Raw genomic sequence first — 25,979 nt, 5'->3', positions numbered from 1 at the left:
GTGGCATAGCCAGGGGCCATCTTTCTCCGGCGGCGGCCGGGGGAGGATCCTTCCGCATACTCCACGTCAGCACGGGCAACGTGTGCCGCTCGCCGATCACCGAGCGGCTGACGCGGCACGCCCTGTCGCACCGGCTGGGCGGCATCCCGGCGGGGGACCTGATCGTGGAGAGCGCCGGCACGTGGGGCCACGAGGGCGCGCCGATGGAGGCGAACGCCGCGGCGGTCCTCGCGGACTTCGGGGCCGACGCGTCCGGTTTCACCGGGCGCGAGCTGCTGGACGAGCACGTCATACGCGCCGACCTGGTGCTGACCGCCACCCGCGACCACCGGGCGCAGGTCATCTCGATGGGCCACTCGGCGGGACTGCGGACCTTCACGCTGAAGGAGTTCACCCGGCTGGTGCGGGCGATAGACCCGGCCACCCTGCCGCCGCTCGACGACGGCATGGCGGAGCGGGCCCGGGCCCTGGTACGGGCGGCCGCCGCGCTGCGCGGCTGGCTGCTGGCGCCGTCCCCCGACGCGGACGAGGTCTACGACCCGTACGGTGCGCCGATCACCTTCTTCCGCTCGATCGGCGACGAGATCAACCAGGCGCTGGACCCGGTGGTCACGGCCCTGACGGGCGTCACCGCTTCGCGCTGAGCGCGCCCGGCCGAGTGGTGCGCGGGGCGCATCGGGGCCGGGGTTCGACCCGGCGCCGGACCCGGTGGTCACGGCCCTGACGGGTGTCACGGCTCCGCGCCGCGTGCGCGAGGGGCGCGTCGGGCGGGGCGGGCCTACAGTGGCTTGTACCCCGGTACCCCCTGGAGTCGTGCCATGAGCGTCATCACGCAGCCGACGGACCTGCTCAGGCAGCAGGACCCGCAGATGGCCGACGTACTGGCGGGGGAGGCCCGGCGCCAGGCCGTGACGCTCCAGCTGAGCGCCGCCGAGAACTTCACCTCCACCGCCGTGCTCGCCGCCCTCGGCTCCGCGCTCGCCAACAAGTACGCCGAGGGCTACCCGGGCGCCCGGCACCACGGCGGCTGCGAGTACGCCGATCTGGCGGAACGGGTCGCGGTGGACCGGGCCAAGGCGCTGTTCGGGGTCGAGCACGCGAACGTGCAGCCCCACTCCGGGTCCTCCGCCGTCCTGGCCGCCTACGCCGCGCTGCTGCGGCCCGGCGACACGGTCCTCGCGATGGGCCTGCCGTACGGCGGCCACCTCACCCACGGCTCGCCCGCGAACTTCTCCGGGCGCTGGTTCGACTTCGTCGGGTACGGGGTGGACGCGGAGACCGGGCTCATCGACTACGAGCAGGTGCAGGAGCTCGCCCGCACCCACCGGCCCAAGGCCATCGTCTGCGGCTCGATCTGCTACCCCCGTCACCCCGAGTACTCGGCCTTCCGCGAGATCGCCGACGAGGTGGGGGCCTTCCTCATCGCGGACGCCGCGCATCCGATCGGGCTGGTCGCCGGCGGGGCGGCGCCGAGCCCCGTCCCGTACGCCGACCTCGTCTGCGCGACCACGCACAAGGTGCTCCGCGGGCCCCGGGGCGGGATGATCCTGTGCGGCGCTGAGTTCGCCGAGCGCGTCGACCGGGCGGTGTTCCCCTTCACCCAGGGCGGCGCCCAGATGCACACCATCGCCGCCAAGGCGGTGGCGTTCGGGGAGGCGGCGGGGCCCGCCTTCGCCGGCTACGCGCACCGGGTCGTCGCCAACGCGCGGACCCTCGCCCGGGCCCTGGAGGACCGCGGTTTCGCGGTGACGACCGGCGGTACGGACACCCACCTGATCAGCGCCGACCCGGCATCGCTCGGCATCGACGGACCGACGGCGCGCGGCCGCCTCGCCGCCGCCGGGATCGTGCTGGACACCTGCGCCCTGCCGTACGGGGACCAGCGCGGCATCCGCCTCGGCACCGCGGCGGTGACCACGCAGGGCATGGGGGAGTCCGAGATGACCCGGATCGCGGACCTGTTCGCGGCCGCGCTGCGCGGGGAGGCCGCGGGGACCCGTACGGAGGTCGCCGACCTGACCGGGGGATTTCCCCCGTACGGGGTGCAATAGGGGCAAGCAGGGTGTACCGCAACCGCCAAGGGGTATGCGCGCGTCCTCTTCATCGGTGACATCGAGGCTAATGTGTGGGGCTGAGATGGCCGGCGATACATCTGGGGCAGCCCGTGCGTGAATATCTGCTGACGCTTTGCGTCACGGTCGCGGTGACCTACCTGCTGACCGGGCCCGTGCGGAAGTTCGCGATCGCGGCCGGGGCCATGCCGGAGATCCGCGCCCGTGACGTGCACCGCGAGCCCACGCCCCGCCTGGGCGGGATCGCCATGTTCGGCGGTCTGTGCGCGGGCCTGCTGGTCGCCGACCACCTGCGGAACCTCAACGGGGTCTTCGAGCTGTCGAACGAACCGCGGGCGCTGCTCTCCGGGGCCGCGCTGATCTGGCTGGTCGGCGTCCTGGACGACAAGTTCGAGATCGACGCCCTGATCAAGCTGGGCGCGCAGATGATCGCCGCGGGCGTGATGGTCATCCAGGGTCTGACGATCCTGTGGATCCCCGTTCCGGGCATCGGCACGGTCGCGCTCACCCAGTGGCAGGGCAACCTGCTGACCGTCGCCCTCGTCGTGATCACCATCAACGCGGTGAACTTCGTGGACGGCCTCGACGGACTGGCCGCGGGCATGGTCTGCATCGCCGCCACCGCGTTCTTCCTCTACGGGTACCGCATCTGGTTCGGCTACGGCATCGAGGCGGCCGCCCCGGCGACGCTGTTCGCGGCGATCCTGATGGGCATGTGCATCGGTTTCCTGCCGCACAACATGCATCCCGCCCGGATCTTCATGGGGGACTCCGGCTCGATGCTGATCGGCCTGGTGCTGGCCGCCGCGGCCATCTCGATGACGGGCCAGGTGGACCCGGACGCGATGGCCCTCTTCGCGGGCGGCGAGCGCAACGCGACGCACGCGATGCTCCCGGTGTTCATGCCGCTGGTGCTGCCGCTCACGATCATCGCGATCCCGATGGCGGACCTGGTCCTGGCCATCGTGCGGCGCACCTGGAACGGCCAGTCCCCCTTCGCGGCCGACCGCGGGCACCTGCACCACCGGCTGCTGGAACTCGGGCATTCCCACAGCCGCGCCGTACTGATCATGTACTTCTGGTCGGGCCTGATCGCCTTCGGCGCGGTGGCCTACTCGGTGCACTCCACCTCGATGTGGATCGTGCTCGCCATCTCGGCGCTGAGCGCCCTGGGCCTCGTACTGCTCCTCCTGCCGCGGTTCACCCCGCGGGCCCCGCGCTGGGCGGAGGGGCTGGTCCCGCCGCGCTACCGGCACGCGGCGCGGGCCGCGGAGGCGGCGGCGGAGGCGGCCGTGCGCGAGGACGAGGGCGCGGAGCCGGAGGCTCCGCGGCCCGTTGCGGTGGGTGTGTCCGGCGTCAACGGGGCGACCGCCGTAGGCCCCCGTTCGCGCCTTCCCGACCGGCGTAAGGCCGGATCCGCGCGCTGACGGCGCTGGAGCATGTCCGACATGGAAGCCCTTTAGCAGACAAGCCACCCGCCTGTCCTGCACACACGCGCATGGTCACTCTCATGTGTGACAGTCAGCACACCGGACAGGTAAAGCTCTCATCAAATAGTTTGTGATACCGTTCACTAAACCCGGCGACAGAGCCGAAGGACCGTAGTGCGACGGTCCATTGGCCCGAGGCTCTCACTCGGGCCGGGCTTACGCTCGTCCCGTACGAGTCCCGTTACCCCCACCATCACGCGGAGCCATGCGCCATGCTGTCCGATGACGCCCGATCCCTTCTGCAAACCGTCGTACCCACTGCTGCCGTCGGCCTCGTGGCCGCAGTCGTCAGCGGCGTGGTCGCGGGCGGTAAGGGGGCCATCGGGGCGGTCGCGGCCACGGTCGTCGTGATCCTGTTCATGGGTATCGGATTCGTCATCCTGCAGCGGACGGCCCGATCACTGCCGCATCTGTTCCAGATGATGGGTCTGGCGCTCTACACGACCCAGATCCTGCTGCTCTTCGTCTTCGTCGCCGTGTTCAAGAACACGACGCTGTTCAATCCCAGGGCATTCGCGATCACCATCGTCGCGGCGACCCTTGCTTGGATCGCTGCGCAGACGCGCGCGCACATGAAGGCCAAGATCCTTTACGTCGAACCCGAGTCCGCGAAGCGTGACAAGGGTGAGAAGCCCGAAAACACGGGGTCCTCTTCGTGAACGGTAGGGGCGGAATAAGTGCGCGTTCGAGAAGCTGCTATCGTCCGGTGCCAACTGCGGCATCGCGGGCGCGGGCATCTGAGCTGACGCCTGCTCAATCGCGAGGCTCACTGCCTACAAGCCGCCCCCACATCCGTAAGACCAGTCCCGTGCCGAACCGCGGCTGTGCGCCGCGCCGACACAACGAGGTTGCCGTACCTATGCGCCACGCTGAAGGAGCCCGCGGTGAGTGCTGACCCGACGCAGGTGCTCGCCTTCGAGACCGATTGCCACATCTTCGACGGCTGTGGTTTCCCGGCTCCTGGCCTGCACTCGTTCCTGTTCGAGCCGATCTTCGGCGACATGGACGGAGCCGTCTACTTCAACAAGACGATGCTCCTGGCCCTGCTCGGAACCGTCATCATCGTCGGATTCTTCTGGGCTGCCTTCGCCAAGCCGAAGCTGGTTCCGGGGAAGCTCCAGATGGTCGCCGAAGCCGGCTACGACTTCGTGCGCCGCGGCATCGTCTACGAGACGATGGGCAAGAAGGAAGGCGAGAAGTACGTCCCCTTCATGGTCGCGACGTTCTTCTTCGTCTGGATCCTGAACCTCTGGTCGATCATCCCGCTCGCCCAGTTCCCGGTGACCTCCGTCATCGCGTACCCGGCGGCCCTGGCCCTGGTCATCTACGTCATGTGGATGTCGGTCACCTTCAAGCGCCACGGGTTCGTCGGCGGTCTGAAGAACCTCACGGGCTACGACAAGTCGCTCGGCGGGATCCTGCCGCTGGTCATGCTGATCGAGTTCTTCTCGAACGTGATCGTCCGCCCCTTCACGCACGCGGTCCGTCTCTTCGCGAACATGTTCGCCGGTCACACGCTGCTTCTCCTCTTCACGATCGCCAGCTGGTACCTGCTGAACGGCATCGGCATCGCCTACGCCGGCGTGTCCTTCGTGATGGTCATCGTGATGACCGCGTTCGAGCTCTTCATCCAGGCTGTCCAGGCCTACGTCTTCGTGCTGCTGGCCTGCAGCTTCCTCCAGGGCGCCGTCGCCGAGCACCACTGACCGCCCCACCCCCAAACCACCAGTCGTCCGGTGGCCAACCCCCACCGGTCCATGAAAGAGAAGGAAGAACCGGCATGTCCGCTCTCCAGACCCTCGCTGCTGGCGTCGAAATCAAGGGCAACCTCGGCTCCATCGGTTACGGCCTCGCGGCCATCGGCCCCGGCGTCGGCGTCGGCATCATCTTCGGTAACGGCACCCAGGCCCTGGCCCGCCAGCCCGAGGCCGCCGGCCTGATCCGCGCCAACCAGATCCTCGGCTTCGCCTTCTGTGAGGCGCTCGCCCTCATCGGTCTGGTCATGCCGTTCGTCTACCCGACCTCCTGATCCCGGTAGCGAACAGACCCTTTAGACGGAAGGCACTGATGTGAACCCTCTGGTTCAGCTCGCGGCCACTGAGGCGGAAAACCCCCTCATCCCGCCGATCCCCGAGCTCGTCATCGGCCTGATCGCCTTTGTCATCGTCTTCGGTTTCCTCGCGAAGAAGCTCCTCCCGAACATCAACAAGGTTCTGGACGAGCGTCGCGAGGCCATCGAGGGTGGCATCGAGAAGGCTGAAGCAGCCCAGACCGAGGCCCAGAGCGTGCTGGAGCAGTACAAGGCCCAGCTCGCCGAGGCCCGGCACGAGGCCGCGCGCCTGCGCCAGGACGCGCTGGAGCAGGGCACTGCGCTCAAGGAAGAACTGCGCGCAGAGGGCCAGCGGCAGCGTGAGGAGATCATCGCTGCCGGTCACGCCCAGATCGCCGCGGACCGCAAGGCCGCCTCTCAGGCGCTGCGCCAGGACGTGGGCAAGCTCGCCACCGACCTGGCCGGAAAGCTCGTCGGCGAGTCCCTCGAGGACCACGCCCGGCAGAGCCGCACCATCGACCGCTTCCTCAGCGAGCTCGAGGAGAAGGCCGAGGCCGCCCGATGAACGGAGCGAGCCGCGAGGCGCTGGCCTCCGCACGCGAGCGTCTCGACGCGCTGACGGACAACACGTCCGTCGACGCGACGAAGCTCGCCGGTGAGCTGGCAGCCGTCACCGCGCTGCTCGACCGTGAGGTCTCGCTGCGTCGGGTCATCACGGACCCGGCGCAGTCCGGCGAGGCCAAGGCCGAGCTGGTCGGCCGTCTGCTGTCCGGCCAGGTGGGCGGGGAAACCCTCGACCTGGTGTCCGGCATGGCACGGTCGCGCTGGTCGCAGTCCCGTGACCTGGTGGACGCCCTGGAGGCTCTGGCGGCCACCGCCGACCTCACGGCGGCCCAGCAGGCCGGCGCGCTCGACAACGTCGAGGACGAGGTCTTCCGGTTCGGCCGGATCGTCGCCTCGAACACCGAGCTGCGCGCCGCACTGACCGATCGTGCGGCCACCGCCGCCGCCAAGAGCGAGCTGCTGCGCAGCCTGCTCGGCGGCAAGGCGAACGCCGTCACCGAGCGGCTGGTCGTCCGTCTTGTCACGCACCCGCGTGGACGTAGCCTGGAAGCGGGACTCGAGTCCCTTTCCACGCTCGCCGCCGAGCGCCGCAGCCGCATGGTCGCCACCGTGACCAGCGCGGTTCCGCTCAGCGACGTGCAGAAGCAGCGTCTCGGCGCGGTGCTGGCCAAGCTGTACGGCCGCCAGATGCACCTGAACCTCGACGTGGACCCCTCGGTCCTCGGCGGGATCACGGTGCGGGTCGGCGACGAGGTCATCGACGGCACCATCGCGGACCGCCTCGCAGAGGCGTCCCGCCGCATGGCCGGCTGACCAGCCACCAATAGAACAAAGCATTCCTAGCGGCCCGGTTGGGCCGTGCAGAACTTGCAGAAGATTCCTGGGGGTCGCCCCCAGACCCCTAAGAAGCTTCAGGCCCAACAAGGAGAGCAGGGAACCCAGATGGCGGAGCTCACGATCCGGCCGGAGGAGATCCGGGACGCACTGGAGAACTTTGTCCAGTCGTACCAGCCGGACGCGGCCTCGCGCGAGGAGGTCGGAACGGTCAGCGTTGCCGGCGACGGCATCGCGAAGGTGGAGGGCCTGCCCTCCGCCATGGCGAACGAGCTGCTGAAGTTCGAGGACGGCACCCTCGGTCTCGCCCTCAACCTCGACGAGCGCGAGATCGGCGCCGTCGTCCTCGGCGAGTTCAGCGGAATCGAGGAGGGCCAGCCGGTGCAGCGCACCGGCGAGGTGCTCTCCGTCGGCGTCGGCGAGGGCTACCTCGGCCGCGTCGTCGACCCGCTCGGCAACCCGATCGACGGTCTCGGCGAGATCGCGACCGAAGGCCGTCGCGCCCTCGAGCTGCAGGCCCCGGGCGTCATGGTCCGCAAGTCGGTCCACGAGCCCATGCAGACCGGCTACAAGGCCATCGACGCGATGGTCCCCGTCGGCCGTGGCCAGCGACAGCTGATCATCGGCGACCGCCAGACCGGCAAGACCGCCCTGGCCGTCGACACGATCATCAACCAGCGCGACAACTGGCGCTCGGGCGACGTGAACAAGCAGGTCCGCTGCATCTACGTCGCCATCGGCCAGAAGGGCTCGACCATCGCGTCCGTTCGCGGCGCCCTGGAAGACGCCGGCGCGCTCGAGTACACGACGATCGTCGCCGCCCCGGCGTCCGACCCGGCCGGCTTCAAGTACCTGGCGCCGTACACCGGTTCCGCCATCGGCCAGCACTGGATGTACGCCGGCAAGCACGTCCTGATCATCTTCGACGACCTGTCGAAGCAGGCCGACGCCTACCGCGCCGTGTCGCTGCTGCTGCGCCGCCCGCCGGGCCGTGAGGCCTACCCGGGTGACGTCTTCTACCTGCACTCCCGTCTGCTGGAGCGCTGCGCGAAGCTCTCCGACGACATGGGTGCCGGCTCGATGACCGGTCTGCCGATCGTCGAGACCAAGGCGAACGACGTGTCGGCGTTCATCCCGACCAACGTCATCTCCATCACCGACGGCCAGTGCTTCCTGGAGTCCGACCTGTTCAACGCGGGCCAGCGCCCGGCGCTGAACGTCGGTATCTCGGTCTCCCGCGTCGGTGGCTCCGCCCAGCACAAGGCCATGAAGCAGGTTTCCGGCCGTCTGCGCCTGGACCTCGCCCAGTACCGTGAGCTGGAGGCGTTCGCCGCCTTCGGTTCCGACCTGGACGCCGCGTCGAAGGCCTCGCTGGAGCGCGGCAAGCGTCTGGTCGAGCTGCTGAAGCAGGGCCAGTACCAGCCGATGCCCGTCGAGGAGCAGGTCGTCTCCGTCTGGGCCGGCACCACCGGCAAGATGGACGACGTTCCGGTGGGCGACATCCGTCGCTTCGAGTCGGAGCTGCTGGAGCACCTGCGCCGTGAGCGCAAGGACCTCCTCACCTCCATCGCCGACGGCGGCAAGATGTCGGACGACACCCTGACGTCGATCGCCGACGCCATCGCCGGCTTCAAGCAGCAGTTCGAGACCTCGGACGGCAAGCTCCTGGGCGAGGACGCGCCGGCCGTCAACGTCTCCAAGTGACGACGGAAGGGACCTGACTCATGGGAGCGCAGCTCCGGGTCTACAAGCGTCGCATCCGTGCCGTCACGGCGACCAAGAAGATCACCAAGGCGATGGAAATGATCGCCGCCTCGCGCATCGTCAAGGCGCAGCGCAAGGTGGCGGCATCGATGCCGTACGCGACCGAGCTCACCCGTGCGGTGACCGCGGTGGCGACCGGTTCGAACACCAAGCACGCCCTGACCACCGAGGTCGAGGCGCCGGTGCGCGCCGCGGTCCTGCTCGTCACGAGCGACCGCGGTCTGGCCGGCGGCTACTCCTCGAACGCCATCAAGCAGGCGGAGCGGCTCACCGAGCGGCTCCGCGGCGAGGGCAAGGAGGTCGACACGTACATCGTCGGCCGCAAGGGTCTGGCCTACTTCGGTTTCCGTGAGCGCAAGGTCGCGGATTCGTGGACCGGCTTCACCGACAGCCCGGCGTACGCCGACGCCAAGCGCGTCGCGGGGCCGCTGATCGAAGCCATCGAGAAGGACACGGCCGAGGGCGGCGTCGACGAGCTGCACATCGTCTACACGGAATTCGTGTCGATGATGACGCAGAACGCGGTCGACGGCCGGATGCTGCCGCTCAGCCTCGACAAGGGCGAAGAAGAGTCCGGCGCGAAGGGCGAGATCCTTCCGCTGTTCGACTTCGAGCCGTCGGCGGAGGACGTCCTCGACGCCCTGCTGCCGCGCTACGTCGAGAGCCGCATCTACAACGCACTGCTGCAGTCGGCCGCTTCCGAGCACGCCGCCCGCCGCCGCGCGATGAAGTCGGCGACCGACAACGCCGGAGACCTCATCAAGAGCCTCTCCCGGCTTGCCAACGCGGCCCGCCAGGCCGAAATCACCCAGGAAATCAGCGAGATCGTCGGTGGCGCGAGCGCCATGGCTGACGCGACCGCGGGGAGTGACAAGTAATGACGACCACTGTTGAGACGGCCGCCGCCACGGGCCGCGTCGCCCGGGTCATCGGCCCGGTCGTCGACGTGGAGTTCCCCGTCGACGCCATGCCCGACATCTACAACGCCCTCAAGGTCCAGGTCGCAGACCCGGCCGAGGACGGCAAGCTCAAGACCCTGACCCTCGAGGTCGCGCAGCACCTGGGTGACGGCGTCGTCCGTACCATCTCGATGCAGCCGACCGACGGCCTGGTCCGCCAGGCCCCGGTGACCGACACGGGCGAGGGCATCACCGTCCCCGTCGGTGACTTCACCAAGGGCAAGGTGTTCAACACCCTCGGTGAGGTGCTGAACTACCCGGAGGAGAACGCCAACGTCACCGAGCGCTGGCCGATCCACCGCAAGGCGCCCCGCTTCGACGAGCTCGAGTCGAAGACCGAGATGTTCGAGACCGGCGTCAAGGTCATCGACCTTCTCACCCCGTACGTCAAGGGTGGAAAGATCGGTCTGTTCGGTGGTGCCGGTGTCGGCAAGACCGTTCTGATCCAGGAAATGATCTACCGCGTCGCCAACAACCACGACGGTGTGTCGGTCTTCGCGGGCGTCGGTGAGCGTACCCGTGAGGGCAACGACCTCATCGAGGAAATGGCCGACTCCGGCGTCATCGACAAGACGGCGCTCGTCTTCGGCCAGATGGACGAGCCCCCGGGCACCCGTCTGCGCGTCGCCCTGGCCGGTCTGACCATGGCGGAGTACTTCCGCGATGTGCAGAAGCAGGACGTTCTGTTCTTCATCGACAACATCTTCCGGTACACCCAGGCGGGTTCCGAGGTGTCGACCCTGCTCGGCCGCATGCCCTCCGCGGTGGGTTACCAGCCGAACCTGGCCGACGAGATGGGTCTCCTCCAGGAGCGCATCACCTCGACCCGTGGTCACTCGATCACCTCGATGCAGGCGATCTACGTCCCCGCGGACGACCTGACCGACCCGGCGCCGGCGACCACCTTCGCCCACCTCGACGCGACGACGGTTCTTTCCCGTCCGATCTCCGAGAAGGGCATCTACCCGGCCGTGGACCCGCTGGACTCGACGTCCCGCATCCTCGACCCGCGGTACATCGCGGCGGACCACTACGCCACGGCGATGCGCGTCAAGGGGATCCTCCAGAAGTACAAGGACCTCCAGGACATCATCGCGATCCTCGGTATCGACGAGCTGGGCGAGGAGGACAAGCTCGTTGTCCACCGTGCCCGTCGCGTCGAGCGCTTCCTGTCGCAGAACACCCACGTGGCGAAGCAGTTCACCGGTGTGGACGGTTCGGACGTTCCGCTCGACGAGTCGATCACCGCGTTCAACGCGATCTGCGACGGTGACTACGACCACTTCCCCGAGCAGGCGTTCTTCCTGTGCGGTGGCATCGAGGACCTGAAGGCCAACGCCAAGGAGCTGGGCGTCTCCTAGTCGGCCGCGTTCTGCGGAACGCAGTCTTCGAAGAACGAAGGAGAGGGGCGGGGTACGTCCCGTCCCTCTCCCCACGCCCATTAGAATTTGACCCAACACCCGGCTGACCCGCCGGGTGGTGACCCGAGGAGCCACCTTGGCTGCTGAGCTGCACGTCGAGCTGGTCGCGGCGGACCGCAATGTCTGGTCCGGCGAGGCCACCCTTGTTGTCGCCCGCACCACGTCCGGCGACATCGGCGTCATGCCCGGTCACCAGCCGCTTCTCGGTGTGCTGGAATCGGGCCCGGTGACCATCCGTACCAGCGAGGGCGGCACTGTCGTCGCCGCGGTGCACGGCGGATTCATCTCGTTCGCGGACAACAAGCTGTCCCTGCTGGCCGAGATCGCCGAGCTCGCGGACGAGATCGACGTCCAGCGGGCGGAGCGGGCACTGGAGCGCGCGAAGTCGGAGGCCGACGCGGCCGCCGAACGTCGCGCCGATGTCCGGCTGCGCGCCGTAACGGGCTGACAGCCCGTCGGAGTTCCACCGCCGGCCCCCGGAGGGCGACCTCCGGGGGCCGGCAGACCTCAGCCGCGGTCCGTTCTGGAATTTTCCAGACCGGGTCGCGGCTGAGGCGATGTACGTCCGTCCTCGGACTTGTCCGGTGATGGGCACGGTCGTGTGCGGTGTTTCGATGAGCGAGGAGGTCGGTGAAGATGCTCCTCGCTCTGCTTGTGAGCGGCCTGGTCGTAGCCCTGGTGGTGATCGGGCTGTTTGTGTTCGGCCTGCGCCGCAGACTGATCCAGCGGTCCGGCGGGACCTTCGACTGCAGCCTGCGCTGGGGCGTGGCGGACGAGCCCGACGTCTCCGGCAAGGGCTGGGTGTACGGGGTGGCCCGCTACAGCGGTGACCGGATCGAGTGGTTCAGGGTGTTCTCGTACTCCCCGCGGCCGCGCCGGCTCCTGGAGCGCTCCTCCATCGAGGTGCTCGCCCGGCGTGCCCCCGAGGGCGAGGAGGAGCTGGCCCTGCTGTCCGACGCCGTCGTGCTCGGCTGTTCCCACCGGGGGACCCGCCTGGAGCTCGCGATGAGCGAGGACGCGCTGACTGGTTTCCTGGCCTGGCTGGAGGCGGCGCCTCCGGGGCAGCGGGTGAACGTGGCCTGAGGGCCGCGGCTCCTGGTACACGTGGAGAAGCCGGGGAGACGGGGGCGGACCCGTCTCCCCGGCTTCGTCTTTCACCGGGTCCGGCAGCCGGGGGTCACTGGAGGCCGGTGTGGATGGCGTTGGCGAGTTCACCGTTCGTGGTGTCGCCGCTGAACTCCCAGAAGAAGGCTCCCTTGAGGCCCTGCTGCTTGGCCCAGGTCATCTTCGAGGCCACCGTGGCGGGGGTGTCGTAGCTCCACCAGTTGCTGCCGCACTTGGCGTAGGCCGTGCCGGCGATGGTGCCGGTGCTGGGGCAGCTGGCCTTGAGCACCTTGTAGTCCTCGATGCCCTGCTCGTACGTGCCCGGCGCCGGGCCGGTGGCGGTGCCGCCGGGGGTCGCCTGGGTGACGCCGGTCCAGCCGCGGCCGTAGAAGCCGATGCCGAGGTTGAGCTTGGATCCGGCGATGCCCTTGCCCTTGAGCTTGGTGATCGCGGCCTCGGAGTTGAAGCCGTCCTGGGGGATGCCCGGGTAGGCGGTGAGCGGGGAGTGCGGGGCGGTCGGGCCCTGCGCCGCCCAGGCGCCGAAGAAGTCGTAGGTCATGACGTTGTAGAAGTCGACGTACTGGGCCGCGCCGCCGTAGTCGGCGGCGTCCAGCTTGCCCCCGTTGGAGCCGTCGGCGGAGATGGCGGCGGTGACCAGGTTGTTCGTGCCGAACTTGGCGCGCATGGCCTGCATCATGTTCTTCAGGGAGGCGGCGCCGCTGGTGTCGCAGGTCAGGCCGCAGGCGTTCGGGTACTCCCAGTCGAGGTCGATGCCGTCGAAGACGTCGGCCCAGCGCGGGTCCTCGACGAGGTCGTAGCAGGACTGGGCGAAGGCGGCCGGGTTCGCGGCGGCCTGGCCGAATCCGCCGGACCAGGTCCAGCCGCCGAAGGACCACAGGATCTTGATGTGGGGGTACTGGGCCTTCAGCTTGCGGAGCTGGTTGAAGTTGCCGCGCAGCGGCTGGTCCCAGGTGTCGGCCTTGCCGTCGACGCTCTGGTCGGCGGTGTACGCCTTGTCGTAGTCCGCGTAGGAGTCGCCGATGGTGCACTTGCCGCCCTGGACGTTGCCGAAGGCGTAGTTGATGTGGGTGATCTTCGCGGCGGAGCCGGAGGTGACCAGGTTCTTCACGTGGTAGTTGCGCTGGTAGACGCCCCAGTTCGTGAAGTAGCCCAGCTTGACCTTGGAGCCGGCGCCCGGGTCCGTGCCGCCGCCGCCCGGGGTGGTGACGGAGAGCTCGCCGGAGGGGGGTCCGGTCTGGTCGGCGGTGTCGCGGGCGGTGACCGCGTAGGCGTACGTGGTGCCCTTGGTCAGGCCGGAGTCGCCGTAGGTGGTGCCCGTGACCGTGGCGAGCTTGGCGCCGTTGCGGTACACGTCGTAGTTCTTGACGCCCTTGTCGTCGGTGGCCGCCGGCCAGGAAAGGGTCAGCGCGGTCTCGGTGACGGCGGAGGCGGTGGGGGTGCCGGGGGCCGAGGGCGGGGCGTCGCCGGGCTGGGTGCCGCCGTCACAGGAACCGCCGTTGATCTTGCAGCCGGCGGGGGCGCCGGTGCCGGTGCCGTTGAACCCGAAGGTGACGCTCTGGCCGGGGGTGAGGGTGCCGTTCCAGCCGACGTTCTTGGCGGTCCAGTGGTTGCCCGCGCTGGTGACCGTCGCGTCCCAGGCGGAGGTGACCCTGGTGCCGGCGGGGTAGTCCCACTCCACGGTCCAGCTGGTCAGCGTGGTGGTGCCGGTGTTCTTCACCGTCCACTTGCCCTCGAAGCCGGAGCCCCAGTCGGAGGCCTTGGTGTAGGTCGCCGTCGCGGAGGTGGCCGCCTGTGCGGGTCCGGCCAGGCCGACGAGGCCGGCGATGGGCAGGGCGAAGGCGGCCACCGTGGCGGCCAGCCTTCTGAACAGACGGGTGCGTTGCGGGGGTGCTGTGCTCAAGGGTGCTCCTCCGTAGGTCCGTACCGGTCGTGGGGCCGACCGGTACATGGGGGTGGGACCTGCGCCGCCCGTGAGCACGCCTCTTCACGACGATTGTCATGGCACGCTCACCACAGTGTTTCGGTGAGACTAGAAAGGTCTGGACCAACCGTCAAGAGGTCCAGACCTCACCTCCAGCAGCCGTCTAGATCCCCAACTCCTGCGCCAGTACGGCTGCTTGGACCCGGCTGCGCAGCTCCAGCTTCCCCAGCAGCCGACTGACGTGCGTCTTCACCGTCGCCTCCGCCATCTCCAGGCGTACGGCGATCTCGGCGTTCGACAGACCCGCGCCCAGGGCGCCGAGCACCTCCCGCTCGCGCCGCGTCAGCGACTCCACCGCCGCGGCCGTCTCCGGCCGTACCGAGCGCTCCGGTGCGCGCGGCGCCGCGAACTCGGCGATCAGGCGCCGGGTCACCGCGGGTGCGATCAGCCCCTCCCCGCGCGCCACCGTACGGACCGCCCCGATCAGTTCCGCCGCGTCGGCGTCCTTCAGCAGGAAACCGGCGGCACCCGCCCGCAGCGCGCCGAAGACGTACTCGTCCAGATCGAAGGTGGTCAGTACGAGCACGTCCGCCAGCCCCTCCTCGACCACCTGCCGGGTGGCCGAAACCCCGTCCAGGCGGGGCATCTGCACGTCCATGAGGACCAGATCCGGACGGATGTCACGGGCGAGGCGCACGGCCTCCTCACCGTCGGCGGCCTCGCCCACCACCTCGATGTCGCCCGCGCTGCGCAGGATCAGCACGAGGCCCGCCCGCACCGCGCTCTGGTCCTCGGCGACCAGTACCCGGATCTTCTGCCGCTGGTTCATGCCGGTACGACCCTCTCCTCGGCGGGCAGCGTCGCCCGCACCTGCCAGACGGACCCCGCCGGGCCCGCCGTGAACGTTCCGCCGAGCAGGTCGGCCCGCTCGCGCATGCCGATCAGACCCGCCCCGGACCCGGGGGCGCGGGGGCCGTGGCGGCCCTCGTACGGGGAGTCGACCGCCACGGACAGCAGTCCGTCGGCCGAGGCCACCCGGAGGGTGACGGTGCCGGGGGCGGCGTGCTTGAGGGCATTGGTCAGCGACTCCTGCACGATCCGGTACGCCGCCAGCTCCACCGGGGCGGGCAGCGACTGCCCGGCCGGGCGGGCGTCGTGGAGGACGAAGTCCAGCCCGCTCGCGGCGCCGTTCGTCCGGGCCTGGGCCAGCAGCGCCTCCAGCCCGTCGAGGGTGGGCACCGCGACGGCCTCCTTCCCGGCGCCCGCGTCGCGCAGCAGCCCGATGAGCCGGCGCATCTCGGACAGCCCCTGCACGCTGTTCTCGCGGATCACCCCGAGGGCCTCGCGGCTCGTCGCGGGGGAGTCGATGGACAGCGCGGCGGTGGAGTGGATGGCGATCGCCGAGAGGTGGTTGGCCACCATGTCGTGCAGCTCGCGGGCCATCCGGGCGCGCTCGGCGGCCACCGCCTGCGACCGGTCCATTTCGGCCAGCAGCGCCGTCTGCTCGGCGCGCAGCCGGGCCGCGTTCGCCGCGTCGCGGTGGTTGCGCAGGGTGGCGCCGGTCATGGCCGGGCCGAAGCTGACGATGCCCGCGACCACGCCGATCAGCAGGGCCTGCGGGGTGCGCAGCCAGGCGACGGAGCCGATGGTCAGGGCGACGGTGACCAGGCCGGTGCTGACCGGGAGCCTGCGGGCCAGGGCGGGTGGCCCGTAGAGGGCGGCCGCGTACATCAGGTCCGTGTACATGAGGACCGTGGCCAGGTTCCCTACCGTGAACTGGTCCGCGACGAGCGCGGCCGTGCCGACGGTCAGGGTCACCCCGGGGTTCGTACGGCGCAGCAGCTCCATCGAGCCCATGGCCAGCAGCGGGACCAGGGCCGCCCACTCGGGGAAGCCGTGCCGGCTGTTGTTGCTGTGTACGCCGAGGGACCAGAGCAGCAGGCCCGCGAGCACGCTGACCAGCGCGATCAGGACGTCGTCGCGGTGGGGGCGGGGCAGCTTCGGGGGCACGGTCCCATCCAACACGCTGGAACGGCCGCGGGCCTCGCCACCGGGTCGTAACCCGGACTACATCGAAGGGTGCAGCGGCCTTTCGTCACTGGAGACGACGCGTCCGGCCCGGACGGACGACAGGCTGGAAAGGCACCGGAGATCCCGGACACGAACGAACGGAGAGCCCCGTGATCGTCGCGCTGATCATCGCCTGTGAGGTCGGCTTCTGGGTCCTGCTGGCAGCCGGTCTGGGCCTGCGGTACCTGGCGAAGATGCCCCGGCTGGGGGCGGCGGTCCTGCTCTGCGAGCCGCTGCTGGAGCTGGTCCTGCTGGTCGTCACCACCCTCGACCTGAAGAACGGCGCCGCCCCCGACTGGAAGCACGGCGTGGCCGCCCTGTACATCGGCTACACGGTCGCCTACGGCCACTACACGGTGAAGTGGCTCGACGGCCACGCCGCGTACCGGCTGGCCGGCGGACCGAAGCCGGCCGGCGCCGGCCACGGCATGGCACGGGCCCGCCACGAATGGAAGCTGTGGGTCCGTACGGTCCTCGCGGCGGCCGTGGCCCTCTGCCTGCTCCAGGCCGCCGTCTGGTACGTCGGCGACGCGGGCGACACCAGCTCGCTCACGGGCTACCAGGGCGCCGCCCTGCGCATCGTCTTCATCCACGGCCTGGTCGCCGCCTGCTACACGATCTGGCCGAAGAAGGCCCCGGCGGGCGCCGGGACCGACCTCGTGAAGAGCGAGCGCTAGCGCTCGCCGCCCGGGACCCAGAGCACGTCCCCGACCTCCTTGTTGGCCACGCGGGCCAGGATGAACAGGAGGTCGGAGAGACGGTTCAGGTAGGTGGCCGTCAGGGGGTTCATCACCTCGCCGTGCACCTCCAGCGCCGCCCACGTCGAGCGCTCGGCGCGCCGGACCACCGTGCAGGCCTGGTGCAGCAGGGCCGCGCCGGGAGTGCCGCCGGGGAGGATGAAGCTGCGCAGCTTCTCCACCTGCTCCAGGAACAGGTCGCAGTCCGCCTCCAGCTTGTCGACGTAGAACTGCTCCACCCGCAGCGGCGGGTACTCCGGCTCCTCGACGACCGGCGTGCACAGGTCCGCGCCCACGTCGAACAGGTCGTTCTGCACCCGGACCAGGACCTTCACGACCTCCTCGGGGAGCGCGCCCAGCGCGATCGCCGTCCCGATGGCCGCGTTGGCCTCGTTCGCGTCGGCGTACGCGGAGATCCGCAGGTCGGTCTTGGCCGTACGGCTCATGTCGCCCAGGGCCGTCGTGCCCTTGTCGCCGGTACGGGTGTAGATGCGCGTGAGGTTCACCATGCGGCCAGGGTAGACGGGCCGGGGCGCAGGGGCCCGGCGCAGGCCACGGGGCGGTGCTCCCGGGCGGACCGCGCCTGAACTGGGGGGCTGTGCAGGGGTGCTGGGCCGTACCAGTGTGATGTCCGTCATCTGAGACGTGACGCGTGTTACTTCGCGGTCACACCGCCCCTCACGGACGCTAGTCTCCGCCGGAGAGGCTACGAGACTGGGCCGTAGTGAGAGAACGAGGGGTGTGCAGTGGCTGGGAAGCTCGCCGTCATCGGTGCCGGACTGATGGGTTCCGGGATCGCTCAGGTCTCCGCTCAGGCGGGTTGGGACGTCGTCCTGCGTGACGTCACCGACGCCGCCCTGACCCGCGGAACGGACGGGATCAAGGCCTCGTACGACCGGTTCGTGGCCAAGGGCAAGCTGACGGCGGAGGACGCCGAGGCCGCCCTGGGCCGGATCACCACGACCACCGACCTCGGCGCGGTCGCCGACGCCGACATCGTCGTCGAGGCCGTCTTCGAGAAGCTCGAGGTCAAGCACGACATCTTCCGCGCCCTCGACGAGCTGGTCCGCGACGACGCGGTGCTCGCCTCCAACACCTCCGCCATCCCGATCACCAAGATCGCGGCCGTGACGAAGCGTCCGGAGCGGGTCGTCGGCGCGCACTTCTTCTCGCCCGTCCCGATGATGCAGCTATGCGAGCTGGTGCGCGGCTACAAGACGAGCGACGAGACCCTCGCCACCACCCGGGCCTTCGCCGAATCCGTCGGAAAGACCTGCATCGTCGTCAACCGCGACGTCGCCGGCTTCGTGACGACCCGTCTGATCTCCGCGCTGGTCGTCGAGGCCGCGAAGCTCTACGAATCGGGCGTCGCCTCCGCCGAGGACATCGACATCGCCTGCAAGCTCGGCTTCGGCCACGCCATGGGCCCGCTCGCGACCGCCGACCTCACGGGCGTCGACATCCTGCTGCACGCCACCAGCAACATCTACACCGAGTCCCAGGACGAGAAGTTCGCGCCGCCGGAGCTGATGCGCCGCATGGTGGACGCGGGCGACTTCGGCCGCAAGAGCGGCCAGGGTTTCTACAAGCACTGAGCACCACCGTTCGAATGCCTTCACCCTCCGGGGTGAATTAGGTATCGGTTCGCTCACGGTCGGCAACTTCCCTGCCCGCGCGGCAGTCAGTTGCAGTGAGAGTTGCCGACCACGGGTCAGTCGGACCACACGTACGCAGTACAGCCGGGGAGTACACATGCACATCAGGGGCGACCACGCCGAACTCGCAGTCGGGGGACGCCTCGACGTGCGCAGCGCGGCGGACGCCCGTACGGCCCTGCACAGTGCCCTCGACGACGGCCACGGCGACCTCGTGCTCGACCTGACCGGACTCGACTCCTGGGACGCGACCGGACTCGGCGTGATCATGGGGGCGCACCGGAGGGCCGGCCGGACCGGGCGGCGCCTCGTGCTGCGCGGGGTCCCGGCCCAGATGCAGCGGCTCCTCGTGGCGACCCGGCTGCACCGCATCCTCGCGATCGAGGGCGGGCTGGAAGCGGAGTCCCTGCCCCGGGTGTGACGGTGCCCGGGGCGTGACCCCGCCCCGGGGCCCGTTCCGTGCGGGCGCCCGGCCGCCGGCGCCGGAGAAATGGGCTGCGCGTTCCGGCCGGCTCCGCTTTCATGGCCGCATGGTGTCCACCGACCGCTTGCTGGCCTTCGCGGCCATGTCCTTCCTGCTGATCGTGATCCCCGGGCCCAGCGTCCTGTTCGTCATCGGCCGGGCCCTGGCCCAGGGCCGGCGCGCCGCGCTCACCACGGTCCTCGGCAACACGCTCGGCGCGTACGTGCTCGTCGTGGCCGTGGCCCTGGGCGTCGGCGCGGTCGTCGAACGTTCGGTGCTGATCTTCACGGGGCTCAAGCTGATCGGCGCCGCCTACCTCGTGTACCTCGGGGTCAAGGCCTGGAGGCAGCGCGGCGCACTGCACGCGGCCGTCACCGGCGACGCACCCGCGGCGCACGGCAGCCTGCGGACCCTGGGAGAGGGGTTCGTCGTCGGCGTGGCCAACCCCAAGACGATGGTGTTCTTCGCCGCGGTGCTGCCCCAGTTCGTGGACCGCGCCGCCGGACACGTGCCGGCGCAGATGCTGGTCCTCGGCCTGGTCTTCAACCTGATCGCGATCGTCTCCGACAGCGGGTGGGGGCTGGTCGCGGCCACCACCCGGGACTGGTTCGCGGGCTCACCGCGACGCCTCTCCCTGGTCGGCGGGACCGGCGGACTCACCATGATCGGCCTCGGCGTCACCGTGGCCGTGACCGGGCGGACGGACTGAGACACGGGCGGCGGCCGGCCGCCGCCCGACGGCCGGAAAATCGTAACGGTCCGGTGGTGAAGGCACCCCGGCGGTTCCCGCGCGACCGGCCACGGTCTAGGGTTCGGGCGGAAACCGGACCAGTAGCGACAGCGGCGTGAGCGAAGGCCGGACGTAATGACGGCGGCGGCGCGCGCGACGCGATCGGGGGACTTGGTCATGGACCGTACACAGGGGCAGTCCGATCGGGACGAACAGCCCACGGGGCAGACCCGGGCACTGCCGGCAGGCCCGCCGGCAGCACAGTCGCCGACAGGGCAGACGCCGACAGCACAGTCGCCGGCAGCACAGCCGGCGGCAGGGCAGCCGGAGGGCGGGCCGGGCGGCCGGGCCGCCACGGCGCCCGCACGCGTCGTCACACTGACCGCCGGCCCCTTCACCCTCACCGTGAACCCGGTCGACGGCAGCGAGATCGAGCCCCGTCGCCCCGGCACGCCGAAGGGCCGCCCCGCCAAGCGCGCCGCGGCCGCCCGCGCCGCCCGCGACGCCGCCGCACGGCCGCCCGTACTGCCCGGACCGCCCCTGCCCGCCCGGCCCCTCATGGAGCGCGCCGAGGAGCGGGAGCGCCTGGTCCGGCTGCTGGGCCGCGGGCGCTCCGTACGGCTCACCGGGCCCGCCGGCTCGGGCCGTACCGCGCTCCTCGACTCCGTCGCCGAAGCCTGCGCGGGCCTCGCCCCGGACGGCGTCGTCCGGCTCAGCGGCCACGGGCAGCACCAGCCCGGCGAACTGCTGTACGCGCTGTACGCGGCCGTCCACGACGCGGCCGACGAACGGCCCGACCGCACGGAACTCCTCGCCCGGGTCGGGGAGATCGGCGCCATCGTGCTCCTCGACGACCTGGAACTCGGCGGCACCGCCCTCGACGAGCTGCTTCGCGCCACCCCCGAATGCGCCTACCTGCTCGCCGCCACCCCCGACACCAAGGCGCCCTCCGACGACTCGCACCTGGAGGAGGTCTTCCTCGGCGGGCTCGGCAAGGCCGACTGCGTCCTGCTGCTGGAGGCCGCCACCGGACGGGCGCTGACGGAGGAGGAGACCGCCTGGGCCGCGGACCTGCGCTTCGCCTCCGAAGGGCTGCCGCTGCGCTTCGTCCAGGCGGCCGCGCTGCTGCGCCAGCGCGACGAGCTGAACCGGCCCACCGCCGAGGACGACGACGAGGAACCGGGGGTCTTCGAGGAGCGCCCCCGCGACCCCGCCCACGTGCCGCTGCCCACCCTGGCCGAGGCCGCCGCCCCCGCCGAACTGCTGGCCTCCCGGGTCAGCGAGTCCGCCCGGGCCGCCCTGCGGATCGCCTGCGCCCTCGGCGGGGAACTCCCGCACCACGCCCACCTGCCCGCGCTGGTCGGGGACACGCACGCCGACTCCGCCGTCGCGGAACTCCTCGGCTGCGGGCTGATCACCCCGGTCGGGCCCCGGTACCGGCTCGCCGAGGGGGTCGCACGGCAGCTGGAGGAGGCCGGGTACGGGGAGACCGCCACCGAGGAGGCCAGGACCGCCGCCCGGCACTACGCCTGGTGGACCGGCCACGCCTCGGTGACCCCGGAGCGGGTCGCGGCCGAGGCCGACGCCGTGCTGGCAGCCCTGGCGGGCGCCGACGTGGTGGCCGCCGTACTCCTGGCCCGGACGGCCGCCCCGGCCTTCGCGGCGTCGCTGCACTGGGAGGCCTGGGAGCGGGTGCTGCGCTCGGGCGCCGAAGCCGCCCGCAAGGCCGGGGAGGTCGCCGAGCAGGCGTACTTCCACCACGAGCTGGGCGTGCTCGCGCTGTGCGAGGGACGTCTCGACCGGGCGCGCGCGGAGCTGGAGGCCTCCATCGGGCTGCGTGGCGCGCTCGCGGACAAGCGCGGAACGGTGGCCGGACGCCGGGCGCTGGCCCTGGTCACCGACCGGGAGGCGACGGGGGCCCTGGCCTCCCCGCCGCTGCGTCTGGAGCCCCCGGCGGCCGCGCCGGGCGCCGTCCCCCCGGCCCTGCCCACCGCCGGACCGGGCTCCGCCGTACCCCCTGCCCTGCCCGCCGCCGGACCGAGCGCGGCCACCCGGCCGCTGCCCGCGGCCGGACCCGTCCCGCCGTCCGCCGCGATAACCAAGGCGCTGCCGGCGACCAGACCGGCGCCCGGCGCCGCACCGGCCGCCGCCCTGACGCCGTTCCCGAGCCTCGCCCCGCCCCGCGGGCCGTCCGGCAGCTCCGGTACCACCGGCACCTCCGGCACCTCCGGCCCCTTTGGCCCCGCCGGCTCCACCGGTCTTCCGGCCCTTTCCGGGGCGTCCGGCTCTCCGGTCCCCTCCGGCCCTGCCCGCCCCTCCGGCCCCTCCGGTACGGACGCCGTCACACAGGTCACTCCCGTGATCCGCAGCGTCGGCCCCGGCTCCGCCCCCTCGGCCCCCACGACCCTGTCGGCGGTCTTCGAGGACGCGTTCCCGCCGCTCACCAAGCCCGCCCCCGCCCCCGCCCCCGCGCCCCAGCCGGCCCCGGCCGCCGGCCCGGAGTCCCGCCGCAAGACCGTGCTGCTGGCCGCGGCCGGGGTGCTGACGGTGGCGGCGCTCGGCACCGTGATCGGCCTGGCCCTGACCTCGGGGGAGGAGGAGGCGCCCGCGAAGCCCGCGGTGTCCTCGACGCCGACCCCCGTGGTGCCGGATCCGCCGGCGGTCCCGGGCACGACGGGCAGCGACCCCGCCCCCGAGCCGGGCACGACGCCCCCGCCCGCAGACCCCGCCGACCCCGAGCCCGCCCCGAGCGGCGCCGCACCCGGCCAGGCCCCGACCTCCCGGGCGACCCCGCCGCGCCGCCCGGAGACCTCCCCGAACAAGCCGAACCCGCCGCAGCCGCCGACGAAGCCGACGCCCACCCCGACCCCGACGCCCCCCGACCCGGGCACCCCGACACCCAGCCAGAGCGCGACGGAACCGCTGCCGCCGACCGGGACGGCGGAGCCCCCGGCGACGACCCCCGCGAGCGTCAGCGCCCCGGCGGCCGGCAACTCCCCGACGGCCACGACGACGTAGCCGCCCGAGAACGCCGACGGCCCCCGAGCCAGGGCTCGGGGGCCGAACGGCAGACGCGTCGGAAGGGTCAGAACAGGCGGAGCTTGTCGTCCTCGATGCCGCGCATGGCGTTGTAGTCGAGCACCACGCAGTCCATGCCCCGGTCGTTCGCGAGCACGCGCGCCTGCGGCTTGATCTCCTGGGCCGCGAACACGCCCCGGACGGGGGCCAGGTGCGGATCCCGGTTCAGCAGCTCCAGGTAGCGGGTGAGCTGTTCGACGCCGTCGATCTCCCCGCGGCGCTTGATCTCCACGGCCACCGTCGCGCCGGAGGCGTCCCGGCACAGGATGTCGACCGGGCCGATCGCCGTCATGTACTCGCGCCGGATCAGGGTGTAGCCCTCGCCCAGGGTGTCGATGCGGTCGGCGAGCAGCTCCTGGAGGTGCGCCTCGACGCCGTCCTTGATCAGCCCGGGGTCGGTGCCCAGCTCGTGGGAGGAGTCGTGGAGGACTTCCTCCATGGTGATGATGAGCTTCTCGCCCGCCTTGTTGACGACGGTCCAGACGCCCGCGTCGTCACCGCTCCCCTCCTTGAGGGTGCACGGAGGCGACATCCAGTTGAGCGGTTTGTACGCCCGGTCGTCCGCGTGGATCGAGACACTGCCGTCGGCCTTCACGAGGATCAGACGGGGTGCCGAGGGCAGATGGGCGGTGAGCCGGCCCGCGTAGTCGACGGAGCAGCGGGCAATGACGAGACGCATGGTCGGCAACGCTACTCGACGGATGCGCCTCCACGCGATTCGCCCCTGAAAGCCCCGTTCGCCGATGGCGCGTTGTATGCGCATTCTCCTGGTGCGGTACCCGGTGGGCGCCTACCGTGGTGAGCGGGAGGTTGTCGAACGTGCACACTGCGTCGCGATCTCCTTCCCTGCCCGTAAGACTCCGGCAACCCAAACGGCCGGGGTCACGAGAGGAGAACCCATGTCGCTCGACGTCTCACCGGCCCTACTCGAACAGGCCGAGCGAGGCGAGGTCGACGAAGCCGCCTTCGTCGACTGCGTCCGGACCTCCCTGCCTTACGCATGGGAGATGATCAGCTCGTTGACGGCCCAGCTGGAGGTTGAGGGCGGAGAGTTCGCCGACAACCAGACGCCGCCGCCGGACGAGCAGGCGCGCGGGCAGCTGCTGCGCGCGCTGGCGAGTGACGCGATACGTGGTGCGCTGCAGCGGCACTTCGGGGTGCGCCTGGCATTCCAGAACTGTCACCGTGTGGCGGTGTTCCCGCTGGATTCCTCGTCGGATGAGAGGCACGCCCGGTTCACCTCGATCCGCGGCCAGCTGCTCAACCAGTCTCCGGAGCTGCGGGACTGCTAGGTACTTCGCTGCCGCTCCGTGTCGCGGGAGGTGCGACTGACACCGGAGCGGCAGCCCGGACCCGGCCCTTGCGGTACCCGGGCAGGTGTCCCTGACCGGTGCCTCTGACGGGTGCCTCTGACCGGTGCCCCGGTGCCTCAGGCTCCGGCGGCCTCCAGCCGCGGCAGTACCTCGGCGCCGAGCCGCCGTACGTTCTCCTCCGTGGCGGCGAGGTCGCCGGAACCCTCCGTCAGCAGGGCGAAACGCGTGATCCCGGTCCGCTCCGAGGTCGCGGCCAGCCGGTCCGCCGCCAGCCGCGGGGTGCCGACGGGATGCAGCTCGCAGAGCAGCTCCGTGTACGCGACGGGGTCCCGCATCGCGCGCTGCCGGCCGTCGACCGTGACGTGCGCGTCCAGGCCCTGGCGCAACCATCCCGGCATCGCCTTCACCAGGGTCTCGCGGGCGTCCGCCGTACGGTCCGCGAGCTGGACGACCCCCGCCGAGACGTGCCCGGCGGCCCGTACCGCCTCCGGCGCGTGCCCCGCCGCCAGCGCGGTCCGCCGCCACAGCGCGACCATCGCCGCCTTGTCCTCGTCGCCGCAGTGCATGCCCAGCAGCATCGGCAGTCCGCGCTCCGCGGCCGTGCGCACCGACGCCGGGGAGGTGCAGGCGACGATCACTTCCGGCCCACTCCCGTCCCCGTCCAGCGCCTCGTCCGGACGCGGTACGACGGCCACCTCGCGGAAGGCGTGCCGCTCGCCGGCCGCCCCCACGCGCGGCTCGGACAGCCACCGCCGCAGCAGGTCGAGGTCCTCCGGGAAGCCGTTCTCGTACGCCTCCAGGCCGCCCCCGAACACCTCCAGGTCCACCCACGGCCCGCCCCGGCCCACCCCGAGGGTGAACCGGCCCCCCGAGGTGACGTGCAGCAGGGCGGCCTGCTCCCCGAGGGCCACCGGATGCGTGCTCGGCAGCACGCTCACCGCCGTCCCCACCCGCAGCCGCCGGGTCCGCCCCAGCAGCAGCGCCGCCAGGGTCACCGCCGACGGGCACACGCCGTACGGCACGAAATGGTGCTCGGCCAGCCAGACCGAGTCCAGCCCGGCCTCCTCGGCGACCTCGGCGGTCCGCACCGCCCGGTGCAGCGCCTCCCCCTGCCCCTGACCCGGGAACTGGGCCCCCAGTACGAACGCTCCTACGCGCATCGCCCTCATCCTCCTCGCGGCTGACGCGGCCTCCCCCAGGCGGACCGACTCGTTGATGGCATCAACGTCTGCTGGCAACAACGTCTGACACGTGCCAAAGGCACGGCCTGACGGGAAAGTTATTGAGATTGTCGGGTCGGTCCGCCGATGCCGGTCGGCCTTCCTCGGACACCCTGCGGGTACCCCGGCTCGCTGCGCGTAGTCTGGGAGAAAGTCACTGCCGCCCGCCCTTTCGTGAGGTATACGTGTCACCGCGCCACAACCGCCCCAGGGGCGGCGAGACTCCGGACGAACGACCCCACACCGGCCTCGACCGGTACGGGCTGGAGCGGACCGAGGAGTACCAGGGCGAGGAGTGGAAGGTCCGGCACGTCGCGGGCGCCCGCGCGGCGGGGAAGCGCTACCGCTGCCCCGGCTGCGACCAGGAGATCCCCTCGGGCACCCCGCACCTCGTGGCCTGGCCCGAGTACGGCGGGGTGGACGACCGGCGGCACTGGCACAAGGCCTGCTGGAACGCGAAGGACCGCCGCACCTCCAAGGTGCAGCGGTCCCGGAACGCCCCCAAGTACTGAC

Annotated in this window: 26 protein-coding genes; 20 read left to right on the top strand and 6 right to left on the bottom strand. The window is 71.1% G+C overall.

Features of this window, described 5'->3' with window-relative positions:
• Positions 1–5: 5 nt before the first annotated feature.
• The 13 genes from ABZZ17_RS14205 (at position 6) to ABZZ17_RS14145 (ending at position 12,237) form a co-directional block, all read left to right on the top strand.
• A complete protein-coding gene (locus tag ABZZ17_RS14205) occupies positions 6–644 on the top strand; it encodes a protein-tyrosine-phosphatase (protein ID WP_356875742.1) in 639 nt (212 codons plus the stop codon).
• A 174-nt stretch (positions 645–818) separates the two neighbouring features.
• The gene (gene glyA, locus ABZZ17_RS14200) at positions 819–2,051 is read left to right on the top strand and encodes a serine hydroxymethyltransferase (protein WP_356875575.1); all 1,233 of its coding nucleotides are present in this window, start codon (positions 819–821) and stop codon (positions 2,049–2,051) included.
• 101 nt (positions 2,052–2,152) lie between these two features.
• Positions 2,153–3,499 carry an MraY family glycosyltransferase gene (locus ABZZ17_RS14195; RefSeq protein WP_356875740.1) on the top strand — a complete coding sequence of 449 codons (1,347 nt, stop codon included), beginning with the start codon at positions 2,153–2,155 and terminating at the stop codon, positions 3,497–3,499.
• 275 nt (positions 3,500–3,774) lie between these two features.
• On the top strand, positions 3,775–4,221 hold the full coding sequence (locus ABZZ17_RS14190) for a hypothetical protein (protein WP_356875573.1): 447 nt from the start codon (positions 3,775–3,777) through the stop codon (positions 4,219–4,221).
• A gap of 210 nt (positions 4,222–4,431) precedes the next feature.
• Entirely contained in the window at positions 4,432–5,268 is an 837-nt protein-coding gene (gene atpB / locus ABZZ17_RS14185) for a F0F1 ATP synthase subunit A (protein ID WP_356875738.1), read from the top strand.
• A 74-nt stretch (positions 5,269–5,342) separates the two neighbouring features.
• A complete protein-coding gene (locus ABZZ17_RS14180; RefSeq protein WP_030008695.1) occupies positions 5,343–5,591 on the top strand; it encodes an ATP synthase subunit C in 249 nt (82 codons plus the stop codon).
• Between the two features lie 40 nt (positions 5,592–5,631).
• The gene (locus ABZZ17_RS14175) at positions 5,632–6,177 is read left to right on the top strand and encodes a F0F1 ATP synthase subunit B (protein ID WP_356875571.1); all 546 of its coding nucleotides are present in this window, start codon (positions 5,632–5,634) and stop codon (positions 6,175–6,177) included.
• Complete coding sequence (locus ABZZ17_RS14170; protein ID WP_356875569.1) at positions 6,174–6,989, top strand: F0F1 ATP synthase subunit delta; 816 nt, start codon at positions 6,174–6,176, stop codon at positions 6,987–6,989. The genes ABZZ17_RS14175 and ABZZ17_RS14170 overlap by 4 nt, the downstream gene beginning before the upstream one ends.
• A 129-nt stretch (positions 6,990–7,118) precedes the next feature.
• A complete protein-coding gene (gene atpA / locus ABZZ17_RS14165) occupies positions 7,119–8,714 on the top strand; it encodes a F0F1 ATP synthase subunit alpha (RefSeq protein WP_356875567.1) in 1,596 nt (531 codons plus the stop codon).
• Between the two features lie 20 nt (positions 8,715–8,734).
• Positions 8,735–9,652 carry a F0F1 ATP synthase subunit gamma gene (locus ABZZ17_RS14160; RefSeq protein ID WP_356875565.1) on the top strand — a complete coding sequence of 306 codons (918 nt, stop codon included), beginning with the start codon at positions 8,735–8,737 and terminating at the stop codon, positions 9,650–9,652.
• Entirely contained in the window at positions 9,652–11,094 is a 1,443-nt protein-coding gene (gene atpD / locus ABZZ17_RS14155; RefSeq protein WP_356875563.1) for a F0F1 ATP synthase subunit beta, read from the top strand. The genes ABZZ17_RS14160 and atpD overlap by 1 nt, the downstream gene beginning before the upstream one ends.
• Positions 11,095–11,230: 136 nt before the next feature.
• Positions 11,231–11,602 (top strand): F0F1 ATP synthase subunit epsilon, encoded by a 372-nt coding sequence (locus ABZZ17_RS14150; protein ID WP_281209075.1) that lies wholly within the window; start codon positions 11,231–11,233, stop codon positions 11,600–11,602.
• Between the two features lie 188 nt (positions 11,603–11,790).
• On the top strand, positions 11,791–12,237 hold the full coding sequence (locus ABZZ17_RS14145; RefSeq protein ID WP_136215121.1) for a DUF2550 domain-containing protein: 447 nt from the start codon (positions 11,791–11,793) through the stop codon (positions 12,235–12,237).
• Positions 12,238–12,331: 94 nt separating this feature from the next.
• Here ABZZ17_RS14145 and ABZZ17_RS14140 read toward each other — a convergent pair whose 3' ends face one another.
• The 3 genes from ABZZ17_RS14140 to ABZZ17_RS14130 form a co-directional block, all read right to left on the bottom strand.
• Positions 12,332–14,227: a glycoside hydrolase family 18 chitinase gene (locus tag ABZZ17_RS14140; protein WP_356875560.1), complete on the bottom strand. Its 1,896-nt coding sequence runs from the start codon at positions 14,225–14,227 to the stop codon at positions 12,332–12,334.
• A gap of 136 nt (positions 14,228–14,363) precedes the next feature.
• Positions 14,364–15,029 carry a response regulator transcription factor gene (locus ABZZ17_RS14135; protein WP_356875558.1) on the bottom strand — a complete coding sequence of 222 codons (666 nt, stop codon included), beginning with the start codon at positions 15,027–15,029 and terminating at the stop codon, positions 14,364–14,366.
• Complete coding sequence (locus ABZZ17_RS14130; RefSeq protein WP_356875556.1) at positions 15,026–16,210, bottom strand: histidine kinase; 1,185 nt, start codon at positions 16,208–16,210, stop codon at positions 15,026–15,028. The genes ABZZ17_RS14135 and ABZZ17_RS14130 overlap by 4 nt, the downstream gene beginning before the upstream one ends.
• Before the next feature lie 170 nt (positions 16,211–16,380).
• Here ABZZ17_RS14130 and ABZZ17_RS14125 point away from each other — a divergent pair, with 170 nt between their 5' ends.
• Complete coding sequence (locus ABZZ17_RS14125) at positions 16,381–16,947, top strand: hypothetical protein (RefSeq protein WP_356875554.1); 567 nt, start codon at positions 16,381–16,383, stop codon at positions 16,945–16,947.
• On the opposite strand, the gene ABZZ17_RS14120 is transcribed toward ABZZ17_RS14125, so the two are convergent.
• A complete protein-coding gene (locus ABZZ17_RS14120) occupies positions 16,944–17,516 on the bottom strand; it encodes a cob(I)yrinic acid a,c-diamide adenosyltransferase (RefSeq protein ID WP_356875552.1) in 573 nt (190 codons plus the stop codon). The genes ABZZ17_RS14125 and ABZZ17_RS14120 overlap by 4 nt on opposite strands.
• A gap of 237 nt (positions 17,517–17,753) precedes the next feature.
• Between ABZZ17_RS14120 and ABZZ17_RS14115 the strand changes: the two genes are divergently transcribed.
• From ABZZ17_RS14115 to ABZZ17_RS14100, 4 genes are all read left to right on the top strand, one after another.
• Positions 17,754–18,602, top strand: coding sequence for a 3-hydroxyacyl-CoA dehydrogenase family protein (locus ABZZ17_RS14115; protein WP_356875550.1), 849 nt, complete (start codon positions 17,754–17,756; stop codon positions 18,600–18,602).
• A gap of 157 nt (positions 18,603–18,759) precedes the next feature.
• Positions 18,760–19,083, top strand: a complete 324-nt coding sequence (locus ABZZ17_RS14110) for an STAS domain-containing protein (RefSeq protein WP_281209083.1) — start codon at positions 18,760–18,762, stop codon at positions 19,081–19,083.
• Between the two features lie 109 nt (positions 19,084–19,192).
• Positions 19,193–19,834 (top strand): LysE family translocator, encoded by a 642-nt coding sequence (locus tag ABZZ17_RS14105; protein WP_356875547.1) that lies wholly within the window; start codon positions 19,193–19,195, stop codon positions 19,832–19,834.
• 258 nt (positions 19,835–20,092) lie between these two features.
• Positions 20,093–22,873: an ATP-binding protein gene (locus tag ABZZ17_RS14100; protein WP_356875736.1), complete on the top strand. Its 2,781-nt coding sequence runs from the start codon at positions 20,093–20,095 to the stop codon at positions 22,871–22,873.
• A 67-nt stretch (positions 22,874–22,940) separates the two neighbouring features.
• Here ABZZ17_RS14100 and nucS read toward each other — a convergent pair whose 3' ends face one another.
• Positions 22,941–23,612, bottom strand: a complete 672-nt coding sequence (gene nucS, locus ABZZ17_RS14095) for an endonuclease NucS (protein WP_356875545.1) — start codon at positions 23,610–23,612, stop codon at positions 22,941–22,943.
• Between the two features lie 220 nt (positions 23,613–23,832).
• Here nucS and ABZZ17_RS14090 point away from each other — a divergent pair, with 220 nt between their 5' ends.
• Complete coding sequence (locus ABZZ17_RS14090) at positions 23,833–24,225, top strand: SCO5389 family protein (RefSeq protein ID WP_356875543.1); 393 nt, start codon at positions 23,833–23,835, stop codon at positions 24,223–24,225.
• Positions 24,226–24,362: 137 nt separating this feature from the next.
• On the opposite strand, the gene ABZZ17_RS14085 is transcribed toward ABZZ17_RS14090, so the two are convergent.
• Positions 24,363–25,406, bottom strand: a complete 1,044-nt coding sequence (locus tag ABZZ17_RS14085; RefSeq protein WP_356875541.1) for an LLM class flavin-dependent oxidoreductase — start codon at positions 25,404–25,406, stop codon at positions 24,363–24,365.
• A gap of 245 nt (positions 25,407–25,651) precedes the next feature.
• Here ABZZ17_RS14085 and ABZZ17_RS14080 point away from each other — a divergent pair, with 245 nt between their 5' ends.
• Positions 25,652–25,978, top strand: a complete 327-nt coding sequence (locus ABZZ17_RS14080; RefSeq protein WP_356875539.1) for an ATP/GTP-binding protein — start codon at positions 25,652–25,654, stop codon at positions 25,976–25,978.
• Position 25,979 lies beyond the last annotated feature (1 nt).

This window comes from Streptomyces sp. NPDC006512 (genome assembly GCF_040611935.1).
GTDB lineage: Bacteria > Actinomycetota > Actinomycetes > Streptomycetales > Streptomycetaceae > Streptomyces.
Note: the sequence above shows the minus strand (reverse complement) of the source record. Positions and strands in the feature narration are given on the sequence as shown.

What these genes read in the sequence shown, in the direction of transcription:
- glyA (WP_356875575.1), top strand. Translation starts at nt 819, where the DNA reads ATGAGCGTCATCACGCAGCCGACGGACCTGCTCAGGCAGCAGGACCCG.
- ABZZ17_RS14190 (WP_356875573.1), top strand. Translation starts at nt 3,775, where the DNA reads ATGCTGTCCGATGACGCCCGATCCCTTCTGCAAACCGTCGTACCCACT.
- ABZZ17_RS14180 (WP_030008695.1), top strand. Translation starts at nt 5,343, where the DNA reads ATGTCCGCTCTCCAGACCCTCGCTGCTGGCGTCGAAATCAAGGGCAAC.
- ABZZ17_RS14170 (WP_356875569.1), top strand. Translation starts at nt 6,174, where the DNA reads ATGAACGGAGCGAGCCGCGAGGCGCTGGCCTCCGCACGCGAGCGTCTC.
- atpA (WP_356875567.1), top strand. Translation starts at nt 7,119, where the DNA reads ATGGCGGAGCTCACGATCCGGCCGGAGGAGATCCGGGACGCACTGGAG.
- ABZZ17_RS14160 (WP_356875565.1), top strand. Translation starts at nt 8,735, where the DNA reads ATGGGAGCGCAGCTCCGGGTCTACAAGCGTCGCATCCGTGCCGTCACG.
- atpD (WP_356875563.1), top strand. Translation starts at nt 9,652, where the DNA reads ATGACGACCACTGTTGAGACGGCCGCCGCCACGGGCCGCGTCGCCCGG.
- ABZZ17_RS14145 (WP_136215121.1), top strand. Translation starts at nt 11,791, where the DNA reads ATGCTCCTCGCTCTGCTTGTGAGCGGCCTGGTCGTAGCCCTGGTGGTG.
- ABZZ17_RS14140 (WP_356875560.1), bottom strand. Translation starts at nt 14,227, where the DNA reads ATGTACCGGTCGGCCCCACGACCGGTACGGACCTACGGAGGAGCACCC.
- ABZZ17_RS14135 (WP_356875558.1), bottom strand. Translation starts at nt 15,029, where the DNA reads ATGAACCAGCGGCAGAAGATCCGGGTACTGGTCGCCGAGGACCAGAGC.
- ABZZ17_RS14120 (WP_356875552.1), bottom strand. Translation starts at nt 17,516, where the DNA reads ATGGTGAACCTCACGCGCATCTACACCCGTACCGGCGACAAGGGCACG.
- ABZZ17_RS14110 (WP_281209083.1), top strand. Translation starts at nt 18,760, where the DNA reads ATGCACATCAGGGGCGACCACGCCGAACTCGCAGTCGGGGGACGCCTC.
- ABZZ17_RS14105 (WP_356875547.1), top strand. Translation starts at nt 19,193, where the DNA reads ATGGTGTCCACCGACCGCTTGCTGGCCTTCGCGGCCATGTCCTTCCTG.
- nucS (WP_356875545.1), bottom strand. Translation starts at nt 23,612, where the DNA reads ATGCGTCTCGTCATTGCCCGCTGCTCCGTCGACTACGCGGGCCGGCTC.
- ABZZ17_RS14090 (WP_356875543.1), top strand. Translation starts at nt 23,833, where the DNA reads ATGTCGCTCGACGTCTCACCGGCCCTACTCGAACAGGCCGAGCGAGGC.
- ABZZ17_RS14085 (WP_356875541.1), bottom strand. Translation starts at nt 25,406, where the DNA reads ATGCGCGTAGGAGCGTTCGTACTGGGGGCCCAGTTCCCGGGTCAGGGG.